This is a genomic window from Streptomyces sp. NPDC048211 (genome assembly GCF_043202315.1).
Lineage (GTDB): Bacteria > Actinomycetota > Actinomycetes > Streptomycetales > Streptomycetaceae > Streptomyces.
On sequence record NZ_JBIDAD010000002.1, the window covers coordinates 802,326 to 825,916 of the forward strand.

Annotated in this window: 19 protein-coding genes and 1 pseudogene; 13 read left to right on the top strand and 7 right to left on the bottom strand. The window is 71.1% G+C overall.

The annotated features are described in order from the left end of the window. Positions 1-319: 319 nt before the first annotated feature. Positions 320-3,550 (top strand): TIM-barrel domain-containing protein, encoded by a 3,231-nt coding sequence (locus ACGFZA_RS10435; protein WP_393678634.1) that lies wholly within the window; start codon positions 320-322, stop codon positions 3,548-3,550. A gap of 795 nt (positions 3,551-4,345) precedes the next feature. Here ACGFZA_RS10435 and ACGFZA_RS10440 read toward each other — a convergent pair. Beyond that, positions 4,346-5,197 (bottom strand): class I SAM-dependent methyltransferase, encoded by an 852-nt coding sequence (locus tag ACGFZA_RS10440; protein ID WP_393678635.1) that lies wholly within the window; start codon positions 5,195-5,197, stop codon positions 4,346-4,348. Positions 5,198-5,342: 145 nt separating this feature from the next. Between ACGFZA_RS10440 and ACGFZA_RS10445 the strand changes: the two genes are divergently transcribed. Then, positions 5,343-5,696 (top strand): hypothetical protein, encoded by a 354-nt coding sequence (locus ACGFZA_RS10445; protein WP_393678636.1) that lies wholly within the window; start codon positions 5,343-5,345, stop codon positions 5,694-5,696. Between the two features lie 49 nt (positions 5,697-5,745). Beyond that, positions 5,746-5,859: pseudogene (locus tag ACGFZA_RS10450) on the top strand (IS5/IS1182 family transposase); the annotation flags it as partial. A gap of 168 nt (positions 5,860-6,027) precedes the next feature. Here the strand turns inward: ACGFZA_RS10450 and ACGFZA_RS10455 are convergent. The 3 genes from ACGFZA_RS10455 to ACGFZA_RS10465 all read right to left on the bottom strand — a co-directional run bounded on the left by ACGFZA_RS10455 (position 6,028) and on the right by ACGFZA_RS10465 (position 8,374). Continuing rightward, on the bottom strand, positions 6,028-6,459 hold the full coding sequence (locus tag ACGFZA_RS10455; protein WP_393678637.1) for an OsmC family protein: 432 nt from the start codon (positions 6,457-6,459) through the stop codon (positions 6,028-6,030). A gap of 212 nt (positions 6,460-6,671) precedes the next feature. After that, positions 6,672-7,517, bottom strand: a complete 846-nt coding sequence (locus ACGFZA_RS10460) for a helix-turn-helix transcriptional regulator (RefSeq protein ID WP_385272755.1) — start codon at positions 7,515-7,517, stop codon at positions 6,672-6,674. Between the two features lie 101 nt (positions 7,518-7,618). Continuing rightward, positions 7,619-8,374, bottom strand: a complete 756-nt coding sequence (locus tag ACGFZA_RS10465) for an SDR family NAD(P)-dependent oxidoreductase (protein ID WP_393678638.1) — start codon at positions 8,372-8,374, stop codon at positions 7,619-7,621. A gap of 912 nt (positions 8,375-9,286) precedes the next feature. On the opposite strand from ACGFZA_RS10465, the gene ACGFZA_RS10470 reads away from it, so the two are divergent. Beyond that, positions 9,287-9,622, top strand: a complete 336-nt coding sequence (locus ACGFZA_RS10470) for a DUF4429 domain-containing protein (RefSeq protein ID WP_393678639.1) — start codon at positions 9,287-9,289, stop codon at positions 9,620-9,622. Between the two features lie 742 nt (positions 9,623-10,364). Here the strand turns inward: ACGFZA_RS10470 and ACGFZA_RS10475 are convergent. Beyond that, positions 10,365-11,108, bottom strand: a complete 744-nt coding sequence (locus ACGFZA_RS10475) for a hypothetical protein (RefSeq protein WP_385272746.1) — start codon at positions 11,106-11,108, stop codon at positions 10,365-10,367. Positions 11,109-11,212: 104 nt separating this feature from the next. On the opposite strand from ACGFZA_RS10475, the gene ggt reads away from it, so the two are divergent. Beyond that, on the top strand, positions 11,213-13,003 hold the full coding sequence (gene ggt / locus ACGFZA_RS10480; RefSeq protein ID WP_393678640.1) for a gamma-glutamyltransferase: 1,791 nt from the start codon (positions 11,213-11,215) through the stop codon (positions 13,001-13,003). Between the two features lie 158 nt (positions 13,004-13,161). Beyond that, positions 13,162-13,977 (top strand): glycoside hydrolase family 75 protein, encoded by an 816-nt coding sequence (locus ACGFZA_RS10485; RefSeq protein ID WP_393678641.1) that lies wholly within the window; start codon positions 13,162-13,164, stop codon positions 13,975-13,977. A 34-nt stretch (positions 13,978-14,011) separates the two neighbouring features. Here ACGFZA_RS10485 and map read toward each other — a convergent pair whose 3' ends face one another. Further along, positions 14,012-14,779 (bottom strand): type I methionyl aminopeptidase, encoded by a 768-nt coding sequence (gene map / locus ACGFZA_RS10490; RefSeq protein WP_385272737.1) that lies wholly within the window; start codon positions 14,777-14,779, stop codon positions 14,012-14,014. Positions 14,780-14,820: 41 nt separating this feature from the next. On the opposite strand from map, the gene ACGFZA_RS10495 reads away from it, so the two are divergent. From ACGFZA_RS10495 to ACGFZA_RS10515, 5 genes are all read left to right on the top strand, one after another. Further along, complete coding sequence (locus tag ACGFZA_RS10495; RefSeq protein ID WP_327707960.1) at positions 14,821-15,090, top strand: helix-turn-helix transcriptional regulator; 270 nt, start codon at positions 14,821-14,823, stop codon at positions 15,088-15,090. A gap of 94 nt (positions 15,091-15,184) precedes the next feature. Further along, the gene (locus ACGFZA_RS10500; protein WP_385272734.1) at positions 15,185-15,565 is read left to right on the top strand and encodes a PPOX class F420-dependent oxidoreductase; all 381 of its coding nucleotides are present in this window, start codon (positions 15,185-15,187) and stop codon (positions 15,563-15,565) included. A 151-nt stretch (positions 15,566-15,716) separates the two neighbouring features. Next, positions 15,717-17,321, top strand: coding sequence for a hypothetical protein (locus ACGFZA_RS10505; RefSeq protein WP_393678642.1), 1,605 nt, complete (start codon positions 15,717-15,719; stop codon positions 17,319-17,321). Between the two features lie 323 nt (positions 17,322-17,644). Next, positions 17,645-18,487 carry a nitrilase-related carbon-nitrogen hydrolase gene (locus ACGFZA_RS10510; protein WP_393678643.1) on the top strand — a complete coding sequence of 281 codons (843 nt, stop codon included), beginning with the start codon at positions 17,645-17,647 and terminating at the stop codon, positions 18,485-18,487. After that, positions 18,484-19,767 (top strand): aspartate aminotransferase family protein, encoded by a 1,284-nt coding sequence (locus ACGFZA_RS10515; protein WP_393678644.1) that lies wholly within the window; start codon positions 18,484-18,486, stop codon positions 19,765-19,767. The genes ACGFZA_RS10510 and ACGFZA_RS10515 overlap by 4 nt, the downstream gene beginning before the upstream one ends. Positions 19,768-19,838: 71 nt before the next feature. On the opposite strand, the gene ACGFZA_RS10520 is transcribed toward ACGFZA_RS10515, so the two are convergent. Beyond that, on the bottom strand, positions 19,839-20,780 hold the full coding sequence (locus tag ACGFZA_RS10520) for a hypothetical protein (protein WP_393678645.1): 942 nt from the start codon (positions 20,778-20,780) through the stop codon (positions 19,839-19,841). Between the two features lie 358 nt (positions 20,781-21,138). Here ACGFZA_RS10520 and hydA point away from each other — a divergent pair, with 358 nt between their 5' ends. Continuing rightward, entirely contained in the window at positions 21,139-22,539 is a 1,401-nt protein-coding gene (hydA, locus tag ACGFZA_RS10525; protein WP_393678646.1) for a dihydropyrimidinase, read from the top strand. 11 nt (positions 22,540-22,550) lie between these two features. Then, on the top strand, positions 22,551-23,552 hold the full coding sequence (locus tag ACGFZA_RS10530; protein WP_385272716.1) for a TIGR03842 family LLM class F420-dependent oxidoreductase: 1,002 nt from the start codon (positions 22,551-22,553) through the stop codon (positions 23,550-23,552). Positions 23,553-23,591 lie beyond the last annotated feature (39 nt).

A 23,591-nucleotide genomic window follows, 5' to 3' on the forward strand; every position in this document is an offset into this window, starting at 1 on the left:
CCCCGGCTCATGGGGTCCGCCGGTACGTCGGCTCTCCGGTTCGACGGGCAGGTGCGGGGTGGGCCGGTCGCGTAGCCGCACCGGCACCGCCTCGGAGGGGACCGCGCGGGCGAGAGGCGGTCCGCAGCCCCGGCCCCGCCTCATTTTGCCGCACCCTTATGGACATCAGGCGAGAGGGCGTGGTCTCCTTCGTGCCGAACAGGGGATTTCCAACGTTGAAATCGACTGGGAAAGCGGCGAGGTGGCAGCGATGTGCCATCAGCCGGCGTGCAGGAGAACGGAGTTGTGTGTGATACCCGCATCGATGAGCTGTGGCTGGATGCCACGAGGCGTGCGTCGGAGAGTGGGCGTGGCCGCCGTACTCGCCGTGGCCGCCTCGACGAGCCTGACCGTCGCCGGAGCCGCCTCGGCCGGAGGGAGTCACAGCCACCGGATTCCGGCCGTCACCTCCGGGGACGCCCGCTTCGAGATCCTCTCGCCGACCCTGATCCGTACCGAGTACGCGGGCGACGGCGCGTTCACCGACGATCCGACGTTCAATGCGATCGGGCGCGAAGGGTTCACTCCGACCGCCTACACGGCACGGACGAAGGACGGGTGGCTGACCGTCTCGACGAGTGCGATGACCCTGCGATACCGAGTCGGTTCCGGGCCCTTCGACGCACACAATCTCTCCCTCAGCCTCGAAGCGGGAGCGAATCCGGTAGCCGCCGCCCCCTGGCAGCGGATCGTCTGCACACCGGGAGCCCTGTGCGAGGCGGAGGACCTGCGGCTCGACGGGCTCGGCACCGCCGCCGACCACCGGGGCCACACCGGGGCCGCCTTCGCCGCGGGCTTCGAGGCCACCGGCAGTTCGGTGTCGGCTGACATCGATGTCAGTGCTGCGGGGACCTACCGGTTCGCCCTGAAGTACGCCAACGCCACCGGCGGGGACGGCAAGACGGAGACACGGACCCTGTCCCTCTCGGTGGACGGCGGTGCCCCGCAGAAGGTGAACCTGCCGGCCACGGCGGACTGGGACACCTGGGCGAAGGCCACGGCGGAGGTGGAGCTCGGCAAGGGGCCGCACACGCTCGCACTGACCCGGACCGCCTCGGACTCGGGATCGGTCAACGTCGACAGCCTCGCCCTGCTCCGGTCCGATGGCCAGGAGTACCCGTCCGTCTCCGACACCGCCGTCAAGGACTGTCTCTTCGGGACGAGTTGCGAGGCGGAGTCGGCGCGCATCGGCGGCACGGCCACCGGAGCCCTGGACCACCCGGGATACGCGGGCAACGGCTTCGTCGCCGAACTCGACAAGGGGTCGAGCCTGACGGCCCATGTGGTCGGCGTCCCTGCCGACGGCACGTACACACTCCGGCTGCGATACGCCAACGGGCAGGGCGGCGACGGCCTGCACCGGACGCGCGCCGCCACCGTGACGACCGCGCCCACTGGGCCGGCCACGAAGCTGGAGCTCCCCGCCACGAAGGACTGGGACGACTGGCGGACGGCCTCCGTCCCCGTCGCCCTGAAGGCGGGAGACAACGATGTCACCCTCGGCTGCCCCGACCCGGACAGCTGTCACGTCAACGCGGACACCCTCTCCCTCGCCGCCCCGGACGCCGCCGAACCCCAGCCCCACATCGCGCTCGGCGGATACCGTCGCGGCCTGGACGGCGTGACCGGCGAGAGCGCGGCCCCCGTCACCACGCCGGGCCTGCTCAACCAGGACGGCTGGTACCTCCTCGACGACTCCCCGTCGGCCCTGTACGACACCGCGTCGAAGAAGGTGCGCCCCCGCCCCGAGCGGGGCGGCGCGCCCTATCAGGACGGCTACGTGTTCGGCTACGGGCACGACTACAAGCAGGGCCTGGGGGACCTCGCGACGCTCACCGGGCCACCCGCACTCCTGCCCGCCTGGGCGTACGGCGTCTGGTACTCCGAGTACATCGACCGGACCGCCGCCGACTACCAGGACAAGATCCTGCCCGCCTTCCGCGCGGAGGGGGTGCCCCTCGACGTCCTGGTGACCGACACCGACTTCAAGGCCGGTGACACCTGGCGTGGCTGGGAGATCGACCCGGCCAAGTTCCCCGACCCGCAGGCCTTCTTCGACTGGTCACAGGCCCAGGGGCTGCACAACACGCTCAACGTGCACCCGAGCATCCGGGCCTCTGACCCCCAGTTCGCCCAGGCGCAGTCCACCGCCAAGGGCAAGCTGGTCAAGGGCGGTTGCGGAGACGACTGCTACGTCTTCGACTTCGGCGACCCGGACCAGCTCAAGGCCTATATGGACCTGCACCGGACCATGGACCGGCAGGGCAACGACTTCTGGTGGCTGGACTGGTGCTGCGACTCCTCCCAGTCCTCGCTGAAGGGCGTGACCCCCGACGCCTGGATCAACCAGAGCTACGCCGACACATCCGCCGAGGCCATCGGCCGGGGATTCGTCCTCTCCCGCGCCTACGGCTCGCTCCAGGCCGGCGGGTACAGCGGCCAGCAGGCCCTGCCGACCGGCCCCTGGGCGGACAAGCGCAGCACCGTCCACTTCACCGGCGACACCGCCTCCACCTGGGGCACCCTCCGTCTGGAGGTCGGCTATACCCCGGGTGAGTCCGCGGCGACCGGAATGGCCTCCATCACCCACGACATCGGCGGCCACAACGACACGACGGGCATCGCCGGTTCGGAGGAGGGGACGCACAAGCTTCCCGACGACCTGTACGCCCGGTGGGTCCAGTTCGGCACCTTCCAGCCGGTCGACCGACTGCACAGCAATCACAGCGACCGGCTCCCGTGGCAGTACGGCCCGGCGGCGCGCAAGTCGGCCGACGCCTTCCTCAACCTCCGCGAGAACCTGGTGCCCTACACCTACACCCTCGCCGAGGAGGCGAACCGCACCGGAGTGCCGATCGTCCGCCCGGCCTACCTGGAGTACCCCGAAGAGCCGGCGGCGTACGCGACGGCCGGCAGCGAGTACTTCTACGGCTCCGACGTCCTGGTCGCCCCGGTGACCACGCCCGGCGAGTCCGCCACCACCTCGGTGTGGTTCCCGCCGGGGCAGTGGACCGACTACTTCACCGGCAAGACCTACCAGGGCGGCACCACACAGTCCGTCACCACCACGCTCGACACGATGCCCGTCTTCATCAAGGCCGGCGGCATCATGCCCACCCGCACCGGCAACGTCACCGACAACGACCGCAATCCCCTGGCCGACGTCAGTCTTTCCATCGCCACCGGCGCGTCGGGCTCGTACCGCCTGTACGAGGACGACGGCGCCACGACGCAGAAGGACCGGAGCGCCACGACGGCCGTGACGTACCGGGAGAAGGGCTCGTACCGGACCGTGTCGATCGGCGCGGCCAAGGGCTCCTTCCACGGCCAGGTGAAGAACCGCCGGTGGACGTTGTCCCTCCTGGGCACCACCCACGCGCCCGCGTCGGTCACCGTGCGCGGGAAGCGGCTCGGCCGGGACGCATACCACTGGGACGCCGGCACCGGAGTCCTCACCGTCACCCTCCCGAGCCAGTCGGTGCACACGCCGGCCACGGTGACCGTGCGGTAGCGGCGGCCCCGGGGGCCGGCCGGATGATCCGGCGGCCTCGCGTGGCCCCGGGCGACGAGCGCCGACACGCTCGCCGCCCGGGGCCGGAAGAGGCTCCGCAGTGCCGTGGGAACAGGCACTTCCGGGCCTGCTCACCTCGCCCGGGGCCGGGAGAGGCCGCCGTGCCGCGGGACCAGGCACAGGCACTTCCGGGCCTGCTCACCGTCGAGGCACGCCCGCCCGTGATGTCAGCGGCGGATGCCCGCGGACACCGAAGGGGACGTCCCCGCCTCAGCCCCTGCCGCTCCGCCCACGGCCGATACCCGGCCTGCCCGGTCGGTCGTGGCGCTGTACAGGTATCCGGCACCCGGCGGCTCCTCGGAACGCGTCAGTGCCTTCCCGTACCTCGGCGTGGGGCTCAACGGGCATGTCCGACCGTGCGAGCTGGCGTTGCAGCCGTGGCAGCGCGAGTGCGGTCTCCTCCAGGAGTCGCACGTGCCGGTCAGCCTGGAACCCGGCGTCGGTCGTCGAGACGTTGCGCAGAAACGCCGTGTGGTTCTGAGCTCCCACCATCGTCTGGTACGCGCGGCCCGTGTGCACCGTGCTGTCGCTGGCTCCGGCCGGGTTCCGGCAGCCGGGAGCGGGCCGGAAGCAGGGATGGATACGCAGGTTCACCTCGTACGGCTGGACGGGCCACTGAGAGTCGCCCGCGTACACAATCCCACTACCACGGCACACGCCCGGAGCTGTAAGGGTCTGTCCTGGGACAGTGAACCTTGACCGATCGCCACTGAACTTTGACCGCCTGGAGGCGCTCTACCTGCGGACCGCCGAGATCAGTCCTCCGGGACGCTCCTCGTGCGGCGGTGGGGTGCTGATCGGGCGGCCGTAGGCGGCGGCGCGTTCGCGCAGGGTGTAACTGTGGGCCTCCCAGCCGTGCCCGGCCAGCCAGCCCACCGGGTCGTCGGGCATCTCCGAGACCCACATGGACGCTGCCGATCCCGGCACGGCGTCCGCGCCGAAGCGCTCGATCACGCCGCGGGAGCCCAACGTCAGCCCTATCCGACTGCCTGCCGCCGACTGTGCGCTGATCCGGGCCAGCAGCAGCTCCACCGCCTCCTCGGGCAGATAGATCAGCAGCCCTTCGGCGATCCACACCGTCGGCAGCGCCGGGTTGTGCCCTGCGGCGGTCAATGTGGCCGGCCAGTCCTCGCGCAGATCCACCGCGCCGGTGATCCGCTCGCAGCGTGCGACGGCCCGCTCCTGGCGCAGCACCGAAGCCTTGAAGTCCAGTGGCGCGGCGGTGTCGATTTCGAACAGCCGGGTGCCGTCGGGCCAGTTCATCCGGAAGGCCCGGCTGTCCATGCCCGCGCCGAGCAGCACGACCTGCCTGATCCCGGACGCGGAGGCCTGCTGCAGCAGGTCGTCGAGGAACTTCGTCCTGATGACGATGGAGAACGACACGGCCAGCCTGCGGCGGCGCGCGGCCTCGTCACCGGGCAGCGGCGGCGAGTGGGGCCATAGGCCGCCGGCGGTGGCGAAGGCCTGAGCCAGCGGATCGCGGAACAGCGCGTCCTCCCGCTCGTTCTCCAGCGCCCGCACCCGGGCCACCCCCACCGCCGTGGCCCAGACTCCCGACGGCTGCACCCGCTCCTGCTCATCAGTCACCGCCACAGCCTAGGACTTCGACCGTGACTGCTGTTCACGGAACTGGCCGGGTGCGGAAACCGCGTAGCTGCCGAGTTCGCGGTGCCGGCATTGTCCGGTCTCCCGACTTGCCATACCGGCGGCATACGTTCAGAGAGCGATACGGATGACCAGCCAGCCAGCAACGACGGTCTTGTGGCGCCCTACTGGCCCCAAGGAGCTGGATCTGGTTCGGGAGCCGGCCTGGTGTGCCTGGCCGCCACGGCTGCCCGAGCAGTCGATTTTCTACCCCGTCCTCAACGAGGACTACGCGGTCAGGATTGCGCGGGACTGGAACGTCAGACACGATGGCGCCGGCTTCGTCACTCGTTTTGAGGTCGAGTCGGAGTTCTTGGGCCGGTATCCCATCCAACAGGCCGGCGGGCAGACGATCCTCAAGCTCTGGGTTCCCGCCGAGGAGCTGGACGACTTCAACGCCCACATGGTCGGCGATTTCCAGGTGGTCCACGAGTTCCGCTGAAACGGAGGCTTGTTGACGGGGCGGGCTGGCCCGGTGCGATGACCTTGTTGTGGCGGGTGTGATCACGGCGCCGGAGCCGTCCTGGACAGCCCCGTTCACCGGTTTGAGCCTGCGGCAGTTCGGGAAGCTCGTGACAGTCCTGCGGCGCCAGGGAACTGATGCGGACGGCCGGCGTTTCGCGCCAGTTGCGAAGCGGTAGTTGCGCGAGGAGCGCCGACCTTCCGGTCCGGACCGGGACCAGGGCGCCGTCGACTATCCACCGGAGGCCCCGACGCGCCGGTGCTCGGAGACTGTGCGGCGTCGGGTCAGCGCCGGCCCCGGCCAACGCCGCTCAGTTCGCGTCGGCGACGTTCACCGCGACAGGAGTTCCGGCCTCCACCGTGCGGCTGACAGTGCATAGCTTGTCGTGGGAGGTCTTCACGGCGCGTGGCAGGATCGTGCGGGCCCGGTCGCCGGCTTCGCCTTCGGGGAATGCGACGGTGAAGGTGACCTTCAGGTCCGTCATGCGGTTGCCTCCGTCTTCCTCGATCTTGTGGCCCTCGACGGAGAGGGAGAACGTGGTGGGTTCGGTGTGCCGGGCGGTGGCGACGTCCACGTCGGCAGCGGAGCATCCGCCGATCGCGGCGAGGAAGAGCTCGACGGGGGTGAAGCCGCCGTCGGAGCCGGTGCCGAAGGCGATGGTGTCACCGCGGGAGTTGGCCGCGGTGAAGCGGCCGGGGCCGATCCGTGCGACGGAAACAGTGCGTAGGGAATCAGCGGTCATGGCACAGACCGTAGCCTCCGGCCCGGGCTGTGGTCCCGCCACCGCGCCCGACGGGCCCGCGCGAGCTCCGCACATGCACCGAAGGGCCGGACGCCCGTCCGGGTAGGTGCAGGTCAAAGCGGCGGCAGGCCGTGCAGCACGCTCGTCGGTCTGCGGACGTGGGTGGGCGGTCGGAGGCGGGGGTCTCAGGGGGTGGAGGTTCCCGGGGGCTGTCAGGTGCCCGCCGTCCGCGCTCCCAGTACCGGCAGCAGCCGCAGCTTCTCGTCGTCCGCCGAACCCGGGGTGGCGGTGTACACCAGCAGCGTCTGGTTCTGCTCCGGGTCCAGCAGAACCTGGCACTGGAGGGTGAGAACGCCCAGCTCGGGGTGGCGTACCAGCTTGGGGTCCACCCGCGGTACGTCGATCTCGTGGGCGCTCCACAGAGCGGCGAACTCCGCGCTGCGCTTCAGGAGGAGATCGCGCAGGTGCTCGGCGCGGCCGCCCGCGCCCTGCCGTGAGTAGGCGGCGCGCAGGCCGGAGGTGAAGAAGCGGCTGTGCAGCGGGTGGTCTTCCTCCGGGTACAGCAGCCGGGCGCCGGGATCGGTGAACCAGCGATAGGTGAGGCTGCGTGCAGGTCCGGTGAATTGTGTCTGGTCGCCGAGGAGCGCGGTGGCCGCCGGTGTCTGGGCGAGGGTCTCCGCCAGATCGCTGACGACCTGTGCAGGGGTGTCGTCCAGCCGCCCGAGGATGCGCATCAGGCCAGGCGTGATGTGGTCGGAGCGCAGGTTGCCGGGGCGGGAGGGGGTGTTGTGTCCGGCGATACGGAACAGGTGGTCGCGCTCGGCGAGGGAGAGGCGCAGTCCGCGGGCGATGGCGGCGAGCATCGGCTCCGAGGGCTGCGGCCCGCGCTGCTGCTCCAGCCGGCTGTAGTAGTCGGTCGACATGCCGCTCAGCGCCGCCGCCTCCTCCCGGCGCAGGCCGCGGGTGCGGCGACGCGGCCCGCGGGGGAGTCCCACGTCTTCCGGTTGCAGGGCTTCACGCCTGGTGCGCAGGAAGTCCGCGAGTTGAGCTCGGTCCACGGTTGCAGTCTCCCTCGTGTGCAGTCTCCCTCGTGGCCCGGAGCCTGACGTCCGGGGCGCGGTGGTGCGGGTGTGCGGGCCCGCCCGGCGGGCCGAGTCCTTCAGAGCAGCATGCCGCCCGACGCCTCGATGCGCTGGCCGGTGATCCAAGAGGTGCCCTCGGTGAGCAGGGCGGCAGCGGCGGCGCCGATGTCGTCGGGCTCGCCGGGGCGGCCCATCGCGGTGACACCGCTCAGCATGGAGCGCACACCCTCGTCGTCGCGGACCCCGCCGCCGCCGAAGTCGGTGCCGGTGGCACCCGGTGCGAGGGCGTTGACCGCGATGCCGCGAGGCCCCAGCTCCTTGGCGAGATAGCGGGTGAGGACCTCCACGGCACCCTTGGCCGCAGCGTATGCGGCGGTCGGTGCGGCGATGAAGCGGGTCAGGCCGGTGGAGACGTTGAGTATGCGGCCACCGTCCTTGATCAGGGGCAGCAGGGCCTGCGTGAGGAAGAAGACGCCCTTGACGTGGACGTCCATCAGCCCGTCGAACTGCTCCTCGGTGGTCTCCTCGAACGGCGCGTGTACTCCGTGTCCGGCGTTGTTGACGAGGATATCGAAGTCGTCGCGGTTCCACTCCTGGGCCAGGGCCTGACGTATCTGTGCGGTGAAGGCGGGGATCTGGGCGGTGTCCCCGGTGTCCAGCCGCAGGGCGATCGCCGCGCGGCCCAGCTTCCTGGCCGCCTCCACGACGGACTCGGCCTCGTCGGCGTGCGAGCGGTAGGTGAGGATCAGGTCGGTACCGGCCTCGGCGAGGTGCAGGGCGATGCTGCGGCCGAGGCCCCGGTTGGCGCCGGTGATCAGGGCGATGCGGGGCATGGTGGCTCCGTTCGGGTGGGGGTGCGGGCGGACCGGCCGGTCCGTCGCCGCCTGCCCCTCAATGATCGCGCGGTCCGAAGGGCCGGATGAAGGCCGCGGTTATCCAGGGATCGCGGATCCCTCCTTCAGTACCCGCCCCCTCCACGGGAGGCCACCTCCGGGGGCCCGCACCGGTCCCACGTCGAACTGACCATGGAATTCACCCGTCGCCGCGCGGCCCACCCCGTACCCGGCGGACAGCCGGTAGCCACCAGCACGGCGGGGACCCACAGGCCCCGGCGGCTCTGCCCGTCTCGCCGCATCGTGCTGCCCCGTTCTTACCGGACCCCCGAGCCCGTCGGCGACGTCGTCACCCACGCCGGCGAACGAGCAGGGATCGAGCTCCCCTTCACCGGCCACGGCCTGGCCACCTACTCCCGCCTCAAGGGCCACGACCAGATCGACATCGCCAGGCAGGGCACGCCCCGGCGGTGCGGCAAGACGGGCCTGAGCTGCTGTCCACGGCTGTCAGCCCCCGCCCCACCAGGCGGCAGTCTCCCGGCATGGACTTTTTCGAGAGCGTCGCCTCGGGGCGGCTCCGGCGCTCGTCCTGGGCCTGGCCCGACGGGGCCGGCTCGTCGACACCGCCCCGCCAACCGACCACCGTCAGGAGATGCCGATGGGCCGCCCCGGCCGGTTCCGCCGTCCGCGGTTGAGCCCCCACAGGGGCTCCTCGACCTGCTGTACGACCTGCACCGGCAGACGGGCAGACCGGCGGACCGGCGGACGGCGTTCCGTGGCCTCACCGGCTAATCCGAAGTCACGTCACCGAGAACCCCCGCACCATGGTCAACAACACCGGCCGGTGTCGCCCGGTGCGGTGGTCGTGGCCTTGTGCGGGCATCATGACCACCTACTCATCTGGGAGGCGACATGGCCACGAGCGACATCAAGGGCGTGCAGGGAACGATTGCGTTCGACGGCGAATGGATCACCATCACGAAGCCACAGGCCCGGCAGGGTGAGCGTGAATTCCGTATCCGTGCCGCAGACATCACCGGCATCCGAGTCAAGCCCGCCACCCGGCTGTTCTACGGCTACGTGCACATCATCCTTCCCGGCAGCGCGGCCGCTGCGGAGTCGACGAGCCTGTCCGCCGGCGGCCGGCCGCGGCACTCCGACCCGCACAGCCTGACAATCCCCCGTCGTGCCAACGACGCCGCGGTGAGACTGGTCGCAGCCGTCGAGCAGACGCGTCCCACCTCCTGAACGGCCGCCGCTGACTTGGAAACTCCGAACAGCGGGGCCATCCCGAACACAGCCGGTTCGCGACCAAGAACGAGCCGGTCCGCACCATGGTCCTGCGAGCGCAGGCCGGCGCCCTGCCCGTCACCTGGGTAGCGGCCGATGCCGCATACGGACAGGACTCCCGCTTCCGACGCTTCCAGGAAGACGTCGGCCCTCGACCGCGTACCGCAGGTGAGGCTGTCGGTGTACCGGAGCGTGTGTGCGTGCTCGATGGCGGATTCGAGGACCTCGCGGTAATAGCGGCCGGCGTCCTGCCACGGCCACCGATGCCCGATCGCCTCATACGGAGGCGGAGTGTCGCTCCTGTACGGGAGGACGGTGGTGGGGCAGTCGTGATCGAACGCGAGACAGTCCGCGAAAACCGAGTCTGTGCCAGGGAAGCATGTTCGGTGTTCGGTTCGCACTGGCCCTCCGCCGACAAGGGGATGAGCATGAACAGGTGCTCGTGGGGTCTTCGACGATGGCCCGCCGGTCGTCTGCCGTGAAACCTTCACCCACGCTCAGGCCCACAGCGCGTATACCGAATGGGGCACGTTCCAGTTGATCACGCACCGATCGTAGGCCCGGCCCGCCGGACAGAAGGGCAGCTTCCGATGATCTAAAGGAAGCGGCTGCTCCCGGCCTGGCCGGAGGCCCTTCGTCGTGTCGTCGAACCGGCGTGTTCGGCCACGCGCCCGCCTCGCCCGCCTCGCGCCCGGGCCGCTCAGCCGGAAGCGCGGTGCGAGGTGCGGGGCGCGGGGGCCGGGGTCTGGGCGGCCCGGGTCACATCGGCCACCAGCTCGACCACATCGGGGCCGTACGCCTGCGAGTTGACCACCTTCAGGAGGAGGCAGAAGGTGTTGTTGCCGTGCTTGCGGGCCAGACGCTCGTGGTTGCGGGCCAGATAGCGGGAGGCCGCCTGGTTGGTGATGGCCCGCTGCCCGCAGAACAGGAAGACCGGCCGCGCCTCCTGGCCCACCGTCAGCCGGGCCAGGAGTACGTACTCGGCGACACCGTTCTCCACCCGATAGTGCTCGGTCCCGATCCGGAAGGCGGCGCGGTCGGGCACGGGCTCGGAGTCGACGTTCACCTTGACGCCGGGCAGCAGCGAATGAAGATGTGCGGCCATCCGGCGGTTGGAGCCCGGTCCGCCGACGCAGAACTCGGTCCGTTCCCCGAACCCCTGTTGGGCGACGTCGTGGGACAGGATCTGCGCGTGTGCAGCGCAGTCCTTGATCAGCGCGGAGAGTTCGAGCAGGGCGAACACGTCGTGCCGGTGAACGGCCCCGGTGCCGCCCGCGTCGCGGTTGACGACGAGCAGGCACTCCGAGTTCCCCGGCAGCCCGAAGAACGCCTGCTTGCGGCGGAGCTTGCGACGCCAGAGGTAGCTGCGCGCGAGCCAGCCGAGGGCGGCGCTGATGCCGGCGGCTATCACGCCCAGCACGATGTTGCGTACGTCGTCAGTCATGGGCGGGCATGTTAGCGGGCATTCGGCCTCAAGTTCGAGGCGGTCCTGACGGGGCGGCCGGAGCGGCGTTACCCTGCGCGGACAATCCTTCACTGGAGGTGCGCATGAGGCGTTCCGTCGCGCGGAATGTGTCGTTGTTAGGTGTTCTCGCCGCCGTGGTGTCGGTCGGGGCAGCCGCCCCGTCCTCGTCCGCCCCACCGCCCAAATCCCCTGTCGCGGTGGGATACGGGGGAGCGGTCTCCAGTGTCGACGCCGACGCGACGGCCGCCGGGATCGAGGTGCTCCGCAAGGGCGGCAACGCGGTCGACGCGGCCGTTGCGACAGCGGCGGCCCTCGGGGTGACCGAACCCTACTCGGCAGGACTGGGCGGCGGTGGCTACTTCGTGCACTACGACGCCCGCACCCGCACGGTGGAGACGATCGACGGCCGCGAGACCGCACCGCGCAGCGCCGACTCCTCGCTCTTCCTGGAGAACGGGAAGCCCCTGACTTTCGCGGACGCCGTCACCAGCGGCCTCGGTGTCGGCACGCCGGGCACGCCCGCCACCTGGGACGCCGCCCTGGACGCCTGGGGCAGCAAGTCGCTGCGGCAGGTACTGAAACCGGCCGAGCGCCTGGCCCGCGACGGCTTCGTCGTCGACGCCACCTTCCGCTCGCAGACCGAGGGCAACCAGGCCAGGTTCGCGGACTTCCCCGCCACCCGGAAGCTCTTCCTGCCGGGCGGTGGGCTCCCGGTGGTCGGCTCGGTCTTCAAGAACCCGGACCTCGCAAGTACGTACGAGGAGGTCGGCAGCCAGGGAGTCGACGCGCTCTACCGGGGCAAGCTGGCCGACGACATCGTGCGGACCGTACGCAATCCGCCCGTCGACCCGGCGTCGACCCGGGTGGTGCGGCCGGGCGATCTCACCACGAAGGACCTGCGTTCCTACCGGGCGCTGCGGCAGAAACCCACGAAGGCCGGCTACCGCGGACTCGACGTGTACGGCATGGCGCCGTCCTCGTCCGGTGGTACGTCGGTGGGCGAGGCCCTCAACATCCTTGAGTCCACCGACCTTTCGAAGGCGAGCCAGGCGCGGTATCTGCACCGCTACATCGAGGCGAGCCGCATCGCCTTCGCGGACCGGGGGCGCTGGGTCGGTGACCCGGCGTTCGAGGACGTGCCGACCAAGGAACTCCTCAGCCAACGGTTCGCCGACTCGCGGGAGTGCCTGATCAAGGACGACGCGGTGCTCGCCAGCCCGCTCGCCCCGGGCGACCCGCGCCACCCCGGTGACTGCGCCGCCGGTGGAAGGGGTGCCCCGACGACGTACGAGGGCGAGAACACCACGCACCTCACGACCGCCGACAAGTGGGGCAACGTCGTCGCCTACACCCTCACGATCGAGCAGACCGGCGGCAGCGGCATCACGGTGCCGGGACGCGGCTTCCTGCTCAACAACGAGCTGACGGACTTCTCCTTCGCGCCGGCCGACCCGGCCGTCCACGACCCGAACCTGCCGGGCCCGGGGAAGCGGCCGCGGTCGTCGATCTCCCCGACCATCGTGCTGAAGCACGGGAAGCCGGTGCTGGCCCTGGGCTCGCCGGGCGGCGCCACGATCATCACGACCGTGCTCCAGTCCCTGCTGGGCGTGGTCGACCGGGGCCTGCCGCTGGTGGACGCCATCGCGGCGCCCCGTGCCAGCCAGCGCAACGCGGCGGCGACGGAGCTCGAACCGGGGCTGTGGAACAGCCCGGTTCGAGCACAACTGGAGTCCCTGGGGCACGTCTTCAAGCTCAACCCGGAGATCGGGGCGGCGACGGGGGTGCAACGGCTGCCGGACGGACGGTGGCTCGCGGCCGCCGAGACGGAACGGCGGGGCGGCGGTTCGGCCATGGTGGTGAGGCCGGCGAAGTGAGCTGATTGCTTGTCAGTAGCGGTACGGGTGGGGCCGGTTCGCACGCGGTGAGATGCGTGGGGTCGGCCCCGCTGCCTCGACGGGGGCATGCCGGGGGGCGTCTTGGCTGATGTCAGCAAGGGAAAGACTCCTCACGGAAGGGCACCCCCACGGTGCGTATGCGAACGCTTGCCCTCGCCACGGTTTCCGGCGCCGCACTGCTGGCGTCCGGATTCCTGACGCCCGCCGCCCGGGGCGGAACGGTTCTTCGGTCCGACGCGCTCACGCCGGTACGGAAGGCGTATCCGGTTCCGGTCCGGCTCACGCCCGCCTCCTATGCCCGCCCGGCCTCCGACGAGGGCCCGTCCGGGGCGGCCTCGCCCACCCCCGCCCCGGCCGATGTCAGGGAGGGCCCCGTCGGTGCGGCCGAGCTGCTGGCCAAGGTGTCGGCATGCAAGCGGATCTCGGACGGCTCCTACCGTACGGACGAGGGGGCTTCGCCCTCCGTGCCGGTGTGCGGCATGAACGGAGCCGTGTTCTGGAAGGCGGACCTGGACATCGACTGCGACGGCCGGGTGACCGAGGCATGCAACGCCGACACCGATCCTTCGTTCCAGGGCGACACCGCGTTCCACACCTCCGACGGCCGTCCGCTCGACGCGGAGGAACTCCCGTACGTCGTGGTGCCGGCCCGCAGTTCGCTCTGGGACTTCAGCGGCGCCGGGATCAAGGGCGGCAGTGTCGCCGCCGTCATTCACGCGGGCAAGGTGGAGTACGCCGTCGTCGGTGACACCGGACCCGCCGGAATCATCGGTGAGGCCTCGTACGCCACCGCCGAGGCGCTCGGGATCGACCCGGACCCGAAGACGGGCGGGGCCGGATCCGGCGTCACGTACATCCTGTTCAAGGACTCCGTCGTTTCGCCGATCGAGAGCCATGGCGCGGCGGTGACCGCCGGGGACGCCCTCGCGAAGGAGTTCCTGCGGACCAACTGACGGGGACCGCGGGGGCGCTCCCGGCCGCAGGCCCTCAGAGGGCGGTCAGGATGCGGGGGCCGTCGTCCGTGATGGCCACCGTGTGCTCGGCGTGTGCGGCCCGGCTGCCGTCGTCCGTACGCAGGGTCCAGCCGTCCCGGTCCGGATGGAACCCGTCCCGGCCGCCGCCGATCAGCATCGGCTCGATGGCCAGCACCATGCCGTGTCGCAGCGGCATGCCGCGACCGGGCCGTCCCTCGTTGGGGACCCCCGGGTCCTCGTGCATGGAACGGCCGATGCCGTGACCGCCGAATCCGTCCGGGATGCCGTAGCCGGCCTTGCGGCAGACCGTGCCGATGGCGTGCGCGATGTCGCCGATGCGGTTGCCGACGACGGCCGCCGCGATGCCCGCCTCCAGCGCCTCGAAGGCCGTTTCGACGAGGCGGGTGTCCTCGGGCCGGGCCCGGCCGACGATGAAACTGATCGCCGAGTCCCCGCACCAGCCGTCGAGCGTCGCGCCCGCGTCGATGCTCACCAGATCGCCGTCACGCAGTCGCAGATCGTTCGGAATGCCGTGCACGATCGCGTCGTTCACGGAGGCGCAGATCACGCCGGGAAAGGGGGTCGGCGCGAAATGCGGCCGGTAGTTCAGGAACGGCGATCCCGCGCCGGCCTCGCGCAGGACCCCGTGGGCCACTTGGTCGAGCTCGCGGAGCGAGACGCCGACGGCCGCCGCCTCGCGCGCGGCCGTCAGCAGTTGCGCCACGACCCGGCCGGCTTCGCGCATGGCTTCGATGGATGTGTCTGTCTTGAGCTGCACCATGCCAATTACTATACCGGTCCGGGCGGTATTAGAATGACGGCATGGTTCGAACTCCTCTCACCCCTGAAGAGCGCCTGCGCGGCGAACGGCTCGGCCGGCTGCTGCGCGAGGCGCGCGGCCGCCGCAGCATGGCCGACATCGCGGGATGCGCCGGGATCTCGGCGGAGACGCTCCGCAAGATCGAGACCGGCCGCGCACCGACCCCGGCCTTCTTCACCGTCGCGGCACTCGCCGGGGCGCTCGGCCTCTCCATGGATGAGCTGCTGCCCCGGTGTGCCCCGGAACCGGACACCGTCCCGCTCGCCGGGTAGCGGAGGGCTCACCGGGCGGCGGGGATGCGGTGCGTGGCGGGGGACCCGCCGGGTGGCGGAGGGGTCGGTGGCGGCCCCTGCGTAGGGTTGGGCCATGAGCCTCCAGGACTTCGCCCGCAGCGAGTACGTCAGCCTCACCACGTACCGGAAGGACGGCACGCCCGTCGCCACGCCGGTGTGGGCCGCGGCCGACGGGGACGAGCTGTTCGTATGGACCAAGAGCGACTCGTGGAAGGTCAAGCGGCTCCGCAACGACAGCCGTGTCCGCGTGACCGTCTGCGATGTGCGCGGGCGGATCGCGGAGGGGGCCCCGAGCGCCGAGGGGACCGGCCGGCTGCTCGATGAGCGGGGTACCGCCGCTGTGCGCCGGGTGATCGGCCGCAAGTACACCTGGAAGTACTGGCTGCTCGATTACCCGGCGATGATCGTCCGGCTCGGCAAGAGGCCGCACACGGGGATCGCCATCACCTTCTGAGCCCCGGGCCGGATGCCGCGGGGGCGCTCGCGGTCGCACGCGTGCGCCTCCCGGACCCGGGTCGAAAAGAGCACGTAGTCGTCCCGTAACACGGCTGCGGTCGAATGCCTGCGGACTGGACGGTTCCAGACGACGGCGGCCGAGGGCGACGATGACGGTGCATCAGCATGCGGTGTCCATAGGTGAGTTCGCACGCTATCTGCGGGATGTGACGGCGCTTCTCGATCCCGGGCGGGGGTGGTACGGGGTCTTCTGCCGGCGGGATCCGGACGGGATGGGGGCCTGTCTGGCAGGTGCCGAGATACCGCCCTGGGACGTCATGGAGTCGCTCTTCACGGACCTGGCGTCCGTGCGGGGCGCCGCGTTCGCGGAGCGTGAGTCGGTGCGTGCGGCCGAGCTGTACGGGGCCTGCGCGGTCGCACACGACCGACGCCCGGGCGGGCGGCAGCAGTTGCTGGAGCGGCTGGAGCTGATGCTGCGGGAACAGGCGAACGCCGCCCGGCGGCTGAGCGCCCTCCGGGCGGACGCCGAGGCGGGCGCGACGGACGCGGAGGGGGCGGCCGCCTGGGCCCAGGACGACCATGCCCGCGCGTCGGCGCGCTGCGCGGAGCTGCGCGGGAGGCTGGCCGCGGTCGCGGTACCGAACGGCCGGCCACGCACGGAAGACGAACCCGGGCCGGCACCGGGGCCGAGGGGTACGCCCGCACCGGCAGGTAGGACGGCACCGGGGCCCGCATGGGCAGCCGCACCGGCAGGTAGGCCGGCGCCTGGCCCCACTCCGGCGCCTGGGCCCACTCCGGCGCATGGGCGTGCCCCGGAGCATGGGGCCGCGCCGTCCGGGGCCGCCGCACAGGAGCGCGCCGCCGAGCCGGAGCAGCCCGAAGCCGCGTGGCGCTCCGCCGCACGGGAGCGCGCCGCCACACCGGAGACCGCCATCGTGCCGGAGTACCCCGCCGTGCAGGAGCCCGCAGCCGCGAGGCACCCCGCCGCACCGGCCCCGGCGGCGTATCAGCCCCCCGACCCGGCCCCGGCGCCCGCCCCCGCCCGCAAGCCTCCTCGCTCCAAGCCACGAGGTGCGCGCTTCGCCGGGCTGGAGGCCGAGGACGAGACCGCGGTGGCCGCCGCACCCGCCTTGCCCATGGCGGCCGTACTGCCCCGCGGTGCCCGTTTCGGCGGCGCCCCGGGCGTGGGCGACGGCTCGCCCGGGGCCCGCGCGGCGGCTCCGGACCCGGTCGCGCTCCATGCCGCGCGGGCGATCGTCGCGACCCTGGTCCGGCTCCGGGCGGAGGGCCGCAGCGGTGAGGCGCACGGCGTGCTCTGCGAGGCCGCGGGGCGGCCCGCGGAGCTGCTGCCGGTCCTTGCCGTCGAACTCCACCGGGCGGGTCTCGGTGCCGACTGGTCGACCCTGCTGTGGGAGGTGTCCTCGCTGTCCCCGGGCGAGCTCGCGGGTGCGGCGGACGCGCTGGCCGCGGCGGGGCGCCCGGAGGACTGCGAGCAGTTGCTGCGGCAGGGAGTGGCGCGGCCGGCTGCCGAGATCGCCGACGCGGTGGTCGCTCTGGACCGGGCCGGCCGCGGGCCCCAGGCGCTGGCGCTGCTCGGCGCCTTCGTCCGGGTGAGGACCCCGCAGGACGCGGCCAGGATCGCGGAGGGCGACCCGCACCACCTCGTACCGCAGCTGCTGGCGGCGGCCCGGACGGTGTCCGAGGCACGGGAGCGCGACGTCGAGCACGCCCTGCGTGTCGCGGGCATCGGCTGAGGGCCGGCCCGCAGTCCTCGCGCTGCGCGGCACCGGACATGCACCCCGGTCCGCTGCGCGGCACCGGACCCGCACCCCGGTCCAGTCCAGTCCGCTCCCCTCCGCTCCAGTCCGGCCCGGTCCGATGCCTACGTGAGGTCCTCAGGGCCATACGGCCCACCCCGGGCAATGGACCGCACGGGTGTGAAACATGATCGACTCCACTGGTTCACGGCGATGGTCTTGCCCCGCTGTGTGACGGGGCTTACGTTCTCCTCTACGTCCGTGTCTACGGGCGTAGAAACGCGAAGAGGCTCTCTGACGCCGCGTCGAAGGAGCAGCTCATGTCCCACGTCGTACGCGCCGCACTCGTCCAGGCGACCTGGACCGGCGACACCGAATCCATGATCGCCAAACACGAGGAACACGCTCGTGAGGCCGCCCGGCAGGGGGCGAAGATCATCGGGTTCCAGGAGGTGTTCAACGCCCCCTACTTCTGCCAGGTGCAGGAGCCCGAGCACTACCGCTGGGCGGAGGCCGTTCCCGACGGGCCGACCGTGCAGCGGATGCGGGAGCTGGCCCGCGAGACCGGCATGGTGATCGTCGTCCCGGTCTTCGAGGTCGAGCAGTCCGGCTTCTACTACAACACCGCCGCGGTCATCGACGCCGACGGCTCGTATCTCGGCAAGTACCGCAAGCACCACATCCCGCAGGTCAAGGGGTTCTGGGAGAAGTACTACTTCAAGCCCGGCAACGTCGGCTGGCCGGTCTTCGACACAGCGGTCGGCAAGGTCGGCGTCTATATCTGCTACGACCGGCACTTCCCCGAGGGCTGGCGTCAACTCGGTCTCAACGGTGCCCAGTTGGTGTACAACCCGTCCGCGACCTCGCGCGGGCTCTCCGGCTACCTCTGGCAGCTGGAACAGCCCGCCTCCGCCGTCGCCAACGAGTACTTCATCGCCGCGATCAACCGGGTCGGCCAGGAGGAGTACGGCGACAACGACTTCTACGGAACCAGCTACTTCGTCGACCCGCGCGGTCAGTTCGTCGGTGAGGTCGCCAGCGACAAGGCCGAGGAACTCCTCGTCCGCGACCTGGACTTCGGACTCATCGAAGAGGTCCGGCAGCAGTGGGCCTTCTACCGGGACCGCCGTCCGGACGCCTACGAGGGACTGGTGGAGCCGTGAGCAGTCTGCACCGTCGCCATCTCGCCGTCAGTCCCGAGTGGCTGGCGCTCTACTACCGGCACCCGCTGGAGATCACCCACGGCGAGGGCCGTCATGTCTGGGACGCGGAGGGCAACCGCTACCTCGACTTCTTCGGCGGCATCCTCACCACGATGACGGCCCACGCGCTGCCCGAGGTCACCAAGGCGGTCAGTGAGCAGGCCGGGCGGATCATCCACTCCTCCACGCTCTATCTGAACCGGCCCATGGTCGAACTCGCCGAGCGGATCGCCACGCTCTCCGGCATCCCGGAGGCCCGGGTCTTCTTCACCACCTCCGGCACCGAGGCCAACGACACGGCCCTGCTGCTGGCCACCACGTACCGCAGGTCCAACCAGATCCTCGCGATGCGCAACAGCTACCACGGCCGGTCCTTCTCCGCGGTCTCCATCACCGGCAACAACGCCTGGTCGCCCACCAGCCTGTCGCCGCTCCAGACGCTGTACGTGCACGGGGGAGTCCGCACCCGCGGACCGTACGCGCACCTGGGCGACGGGGAGTTCATCGCCGCCTGTGTGGCGGACCTGGAGGACCTGCTCGGACACACCCGGACCCCCGCCGCACTGATCGCCGAACCCATTCAGGGCGTGGGCGGGTTCACCTCACCGCCCGACGGTCTGTACGCGGCGTTCCGTGAGGTCCTGGACCGGCACGGCATCCTGTGGATCTCCGACGAGGTGCAGACCGGCTGGGGGCGCTCCGGTGAGCACTTCTGGGGCTGGCAGGCGCACGGGCAGAACGGCCCGCCGGACATCGTCACCTTCGCCAAGGGCATCGGCAACGGCATGTCGGTCGGTGGCGTCATCGCCCGTGCGGAGGTCATGAACTGCCTGGACGCCAACTCCATTTCGACGTTCGGCGGCTCCCCGGTCACGATGGCGGCCGGCCTCGCCAACCTCTCGTACCTCCTCGAACACGACCTCCAGGGCAACGCCCGCCGGGTCGGTGGTCTGCTCATCGAACGGCTGCGCGCGATCGGCGCGGCCTCGGAGTACGTACGGGAGGTGCGCGGGCGCGGCCTGATGATCGGCATCGAGCTGGTGAAGCCCGGAACGGACGAGGCGAACCCCGAAGCGGCCGCCGCCGTACTCGAAGCGGCCCGCGAGGGCGGGCTGCTCCTCGGCAAGGGCGGTGGCCACGACACCAGTGTGCTGCGCATCGCGCCGCCGCTCTCGCTGTCCATCCCGGAGGCGGAGGAGGGCGCGGGGATCCTCGCCGAGGCGCTGCGGTCGCTGGGGTGAGGAGGCGGGTGCGGTGGTTCGCGGGCCACCGCACCCGGACACCCGACGGGCCGTCCCGGGGGCCGGGACGGCTACCGCCCGACGCGCGCGAACATCACCGAACCGCCGGAGTTCTCGTCGTCGGTGCCCCAGAGGCCCAGCCCTCCGGGCAGGACGGCGACGGCCTCGATCTTCCGGTTGTCCTGCCGGCTGAAGCGGCTCAGCGGAACGAGGGCCCGTACCGGCTTCAGACGCAGTACCGCGTCATGTGCCTGGTTCACGGAGAGCCGGCCGGCGTCGTAGACCGCGGAGGCGAACGGGCCGTCGTCCACGTTGGGGTCCGAGGCCGCCGACACCAGTACGGTGCCGTCGTCGAGCACCTTCAGGTCACTGATGTGGCGCACCTCGTCCTCGTCGGGGAAAGGCACGGCGAACTCCTGCCGTGCCGAGACCATGCCGAATTCCGGGCCGTTCGCGCCGATGCGCACCGAAGCGGCGCGGACGACGGCCTTCTCCTCACCGCTGCCCCGCGTCGCCCATACGGCGAAGGTCCTCCCCGAGCGGTCCCGGTGCAGCGCGAAGCTCTCGTAGTTGTCGCCGTCGCGTCGGCCCGGCAGGGCGGCGGGTTCGTCCACCGCCGTCGCCCTGCCGTCCGCGACGACGACGTGGTACGCGTCGCCGCGACTGGCCACGGCGACGTAGTGGCGGGGACGGCCGGGCACCGCGTCGAGGGCCTCCAGGTCGGCGGGGAGTGTGCCGAGCCAGGGGAGCTCCTCGACGACGGGTTCCTGGCCGGGCCGCAGACGTACCGTCGCCAGCCTGCTGTCGCGGTCGCCCTTGTTGTCCCGGACGAGGACGGCGTCGGCCAGCCCCTCGCCCGCGGGCGCACCCTCGACGAGCGCCATGCCGCTCACGCCGCCCCGGATCCCGGAGCCGACCCGCTGCCACCCGTCCGACGCGGCGGTGGCGCTCAGGGGGGTGGCGGCGAGGGAGGCGCAGAGGACCACCGACGCGAAGATTCCGTTTCTGATCATGGAAGGAAACTAGGACGGTCCATCCGGCCTGCGGCGAACTGGCGCTCCCCGTCCACCACGTTCCCCCGCAAGGGCCCGCGCCACTCGCCCGTCCGGACTCGTCCGCCCGCCTGCCGGGGCGTCATCCGTGCCGTCCGGGCTTCGCGGCCCCTCGCGTATACGACACGCGTGGCCGGCCGGCCCGGCCGGCGGAACCGTGCCGCGCACTGGGCCGGTTGGGTGCCGGACGGGTGAAACAGAAACGTCTTCAGCGGTTAGCCGCAGCGGTATTGCCACAGTGGGTAACCCACTTCTACGTTCTTCATCACGCACCTTGTCTACGTGCGTAGACCCATTCCGCCACAGTGAGGAGGGGTACATGAGCCGCACCGTCATCCACGGCGGCCTCGTCGTCACCGCGTCCGACGAGATCCACGCCGACGTACTCGTCGAAGGCGGCCGCATCGCGGCGCTCGCCGCGCACGGCACGGAGGCCGCAGCGGGCTGGACCGCCGACCGGACCATCGACGCCACCGGGAAGTACGTCATCCCGGGCGGTGTCGACGCGCACACCCACATGGAGATGCCGTTCGGCGGGACGTACGCCGCGGACACCTTCGAGACCGGCACCCGGGCCGCGGCCTGGGGCGGCACGACCACGATCGTGGACTTCGCCATCCAGTCCGTGGGGCGCTCCCTGCGCGAGGGGCTCGACGCCTGGTACGCCAAGGCGGACGGCAACTGCGCCATCGACTACGCGTTCCACATGATCCTCGCCGACGTGAACGAGTCGTCGCTCAAGGAGATGGACCTGCTGGTCGCGGAGGGTGTCACCTCCTTCAAGCTGTTCATGGCCTACCCCGGTGTCTTCTACAGCGACGACGGGCAGATCCTGCGCGCCATGCAGCGGGCCGAGTCCAACGGCGGCCTGATGATGATGCACGCGGAGAACGGCATCGCCATCGACGTCCTGGTCGAGCAGGCCCTCGCCGCCGGCCGTACCGATCCCCGCTACCACGGGGACGTACGGAAGGTGGCCCTGGAGGCCGAGGCCACGCACCGGGCCATCCAGCTCGCCCGCGTCGCCGGTGCTCCGCTCTACGTCGTCCACGTCTCCGCCGACGAGGCCGTCGCCGAGATCGCCGCCGCCCGGCACAAGGGGCTGCCCGTCTTCGGCGAGACGTGCCCGCAGTACCTCTTCCTCTCCACGGACAACCTCGCCGAGCCGGACTTCGAAGGCGCCAAGTACGTCTGCTCCACGCCGCTGCGGCCGAAGGAGCACCAGGAAGCGCTGTGGCGGGGGCTGCGGAACAACGAGCTCCAGGTCGTCTCCACCGACCACTGCCCCTTCTGCTTCTCCGGCCAGAAGGACATGGGCCGGGGGGACTTCTCCAAGATCCCCAACGGCATGCCGGGCGTCGAGAACCGGATGGACCTCCTGCACCAGGCGGTCGTCGACGGCCACATCTCGCGCCGCCGCTGGATCGAGATCGCGTGCGCCTCCCCGGCCCGGATGTTCGGCCTCTATCCGAAGAAGGGCACCATCGCGCCCGGGGCCGACGCCGACATCGTCATCTACGACCCGGCGGCCGAACAGACCATCTCCGCCGAGACCCACCACATGAACGTCGACTACTCGGCGTACGAGGGCAAGAGGCTCACCGGCCAGGTGGAGACCGTGCTCTCGCGCGGCGAGGTCGTCATCGACCGCCGTACGTACACCGGCCGCGTCGGCCATGGCATGTACACCCCCCGCGCCACCTGTCAGTACCTCAGCTAGGAGCACCCGGCATGGACTTCGGACTCGTCCTGCAGACGGACCCGCCCGCCTCGGCCGTCGTCGGCCTGATGCGCCGGGCCGAACGCAACGGCTTCCGCTACGGCTGGACCTTCGACTCGGCGGTGCTCTGGCAGGAGCCCTTCGTCATCTACAGCCGCATCCTCGAACACACCGAACGCCTCGTGGTCGGCCCCATGGTGACCAATCCGGGCACCCGTACCTGGGAGGTGACCGCCTCCACCTTCGCCACGCTCAACGACATGTACGGCAACCGCACCGTCTGCGGCATCGGCCGCGGCGACTCCGCGATGCGCGTCGCCGGGCGCAGCCCCAACACCCTGGCCAGGCTGGGCGAGGCCATCGACGTCATCCGTGACCTCGCCGAGGGGCGCGAGGCGGTCGTCGACGGCCAGCCGATCCAGATCCCCTGGGTCAAGGACGGCCGGCTGCCCGTCTGGATGGGCGCGTACGGGCCCAAGGCGCTGGCCCTCGCAGGGCAGAAGGCGGACGGTTTCATCCTCCAGCTCGCCGATCCCTTCCTCACCGAGTGGATGATCAAGGCGGTACGGGACGCGGCGGCCGAGGCCGGACGCGATCCGGACTCCGTGACCATCTGCGTCGCCGCGCCCGCCTACGTGGGTGACGACCTCGACCACGCCCGCGAGCAGTGCCGCTGGTTCGGCGGCATGGTCGGCAACCACGTCGCCGACCTGGTCTCCCGCTACGGCGAGCACTCGGGTCTCGTACCCGAGGCCCTGACCGCGTACATCGCCGGGCGCTCCGGTTACGACTACAGCCACCACGGGCGCGCGGGGAACCCCGACACCACTTTCGTCCCCGACGAGATCGTCGACCGGTTCTGCCTGCTGGGCCCGGCCGAGGCGCACATCGAGAAGCTCCGGACGCTGCGTGACCTCGGCGTCGACCAGTTCGCCGTCTACAACATGCACGACGCCCGCGAGGCGACCATCGACGCCTACGGATCCGAGATCATCCCCGCCCTGTCCGACTGACCGCCGCGTTCCTCCGGTCGTACGCACCCCCCCGCACCC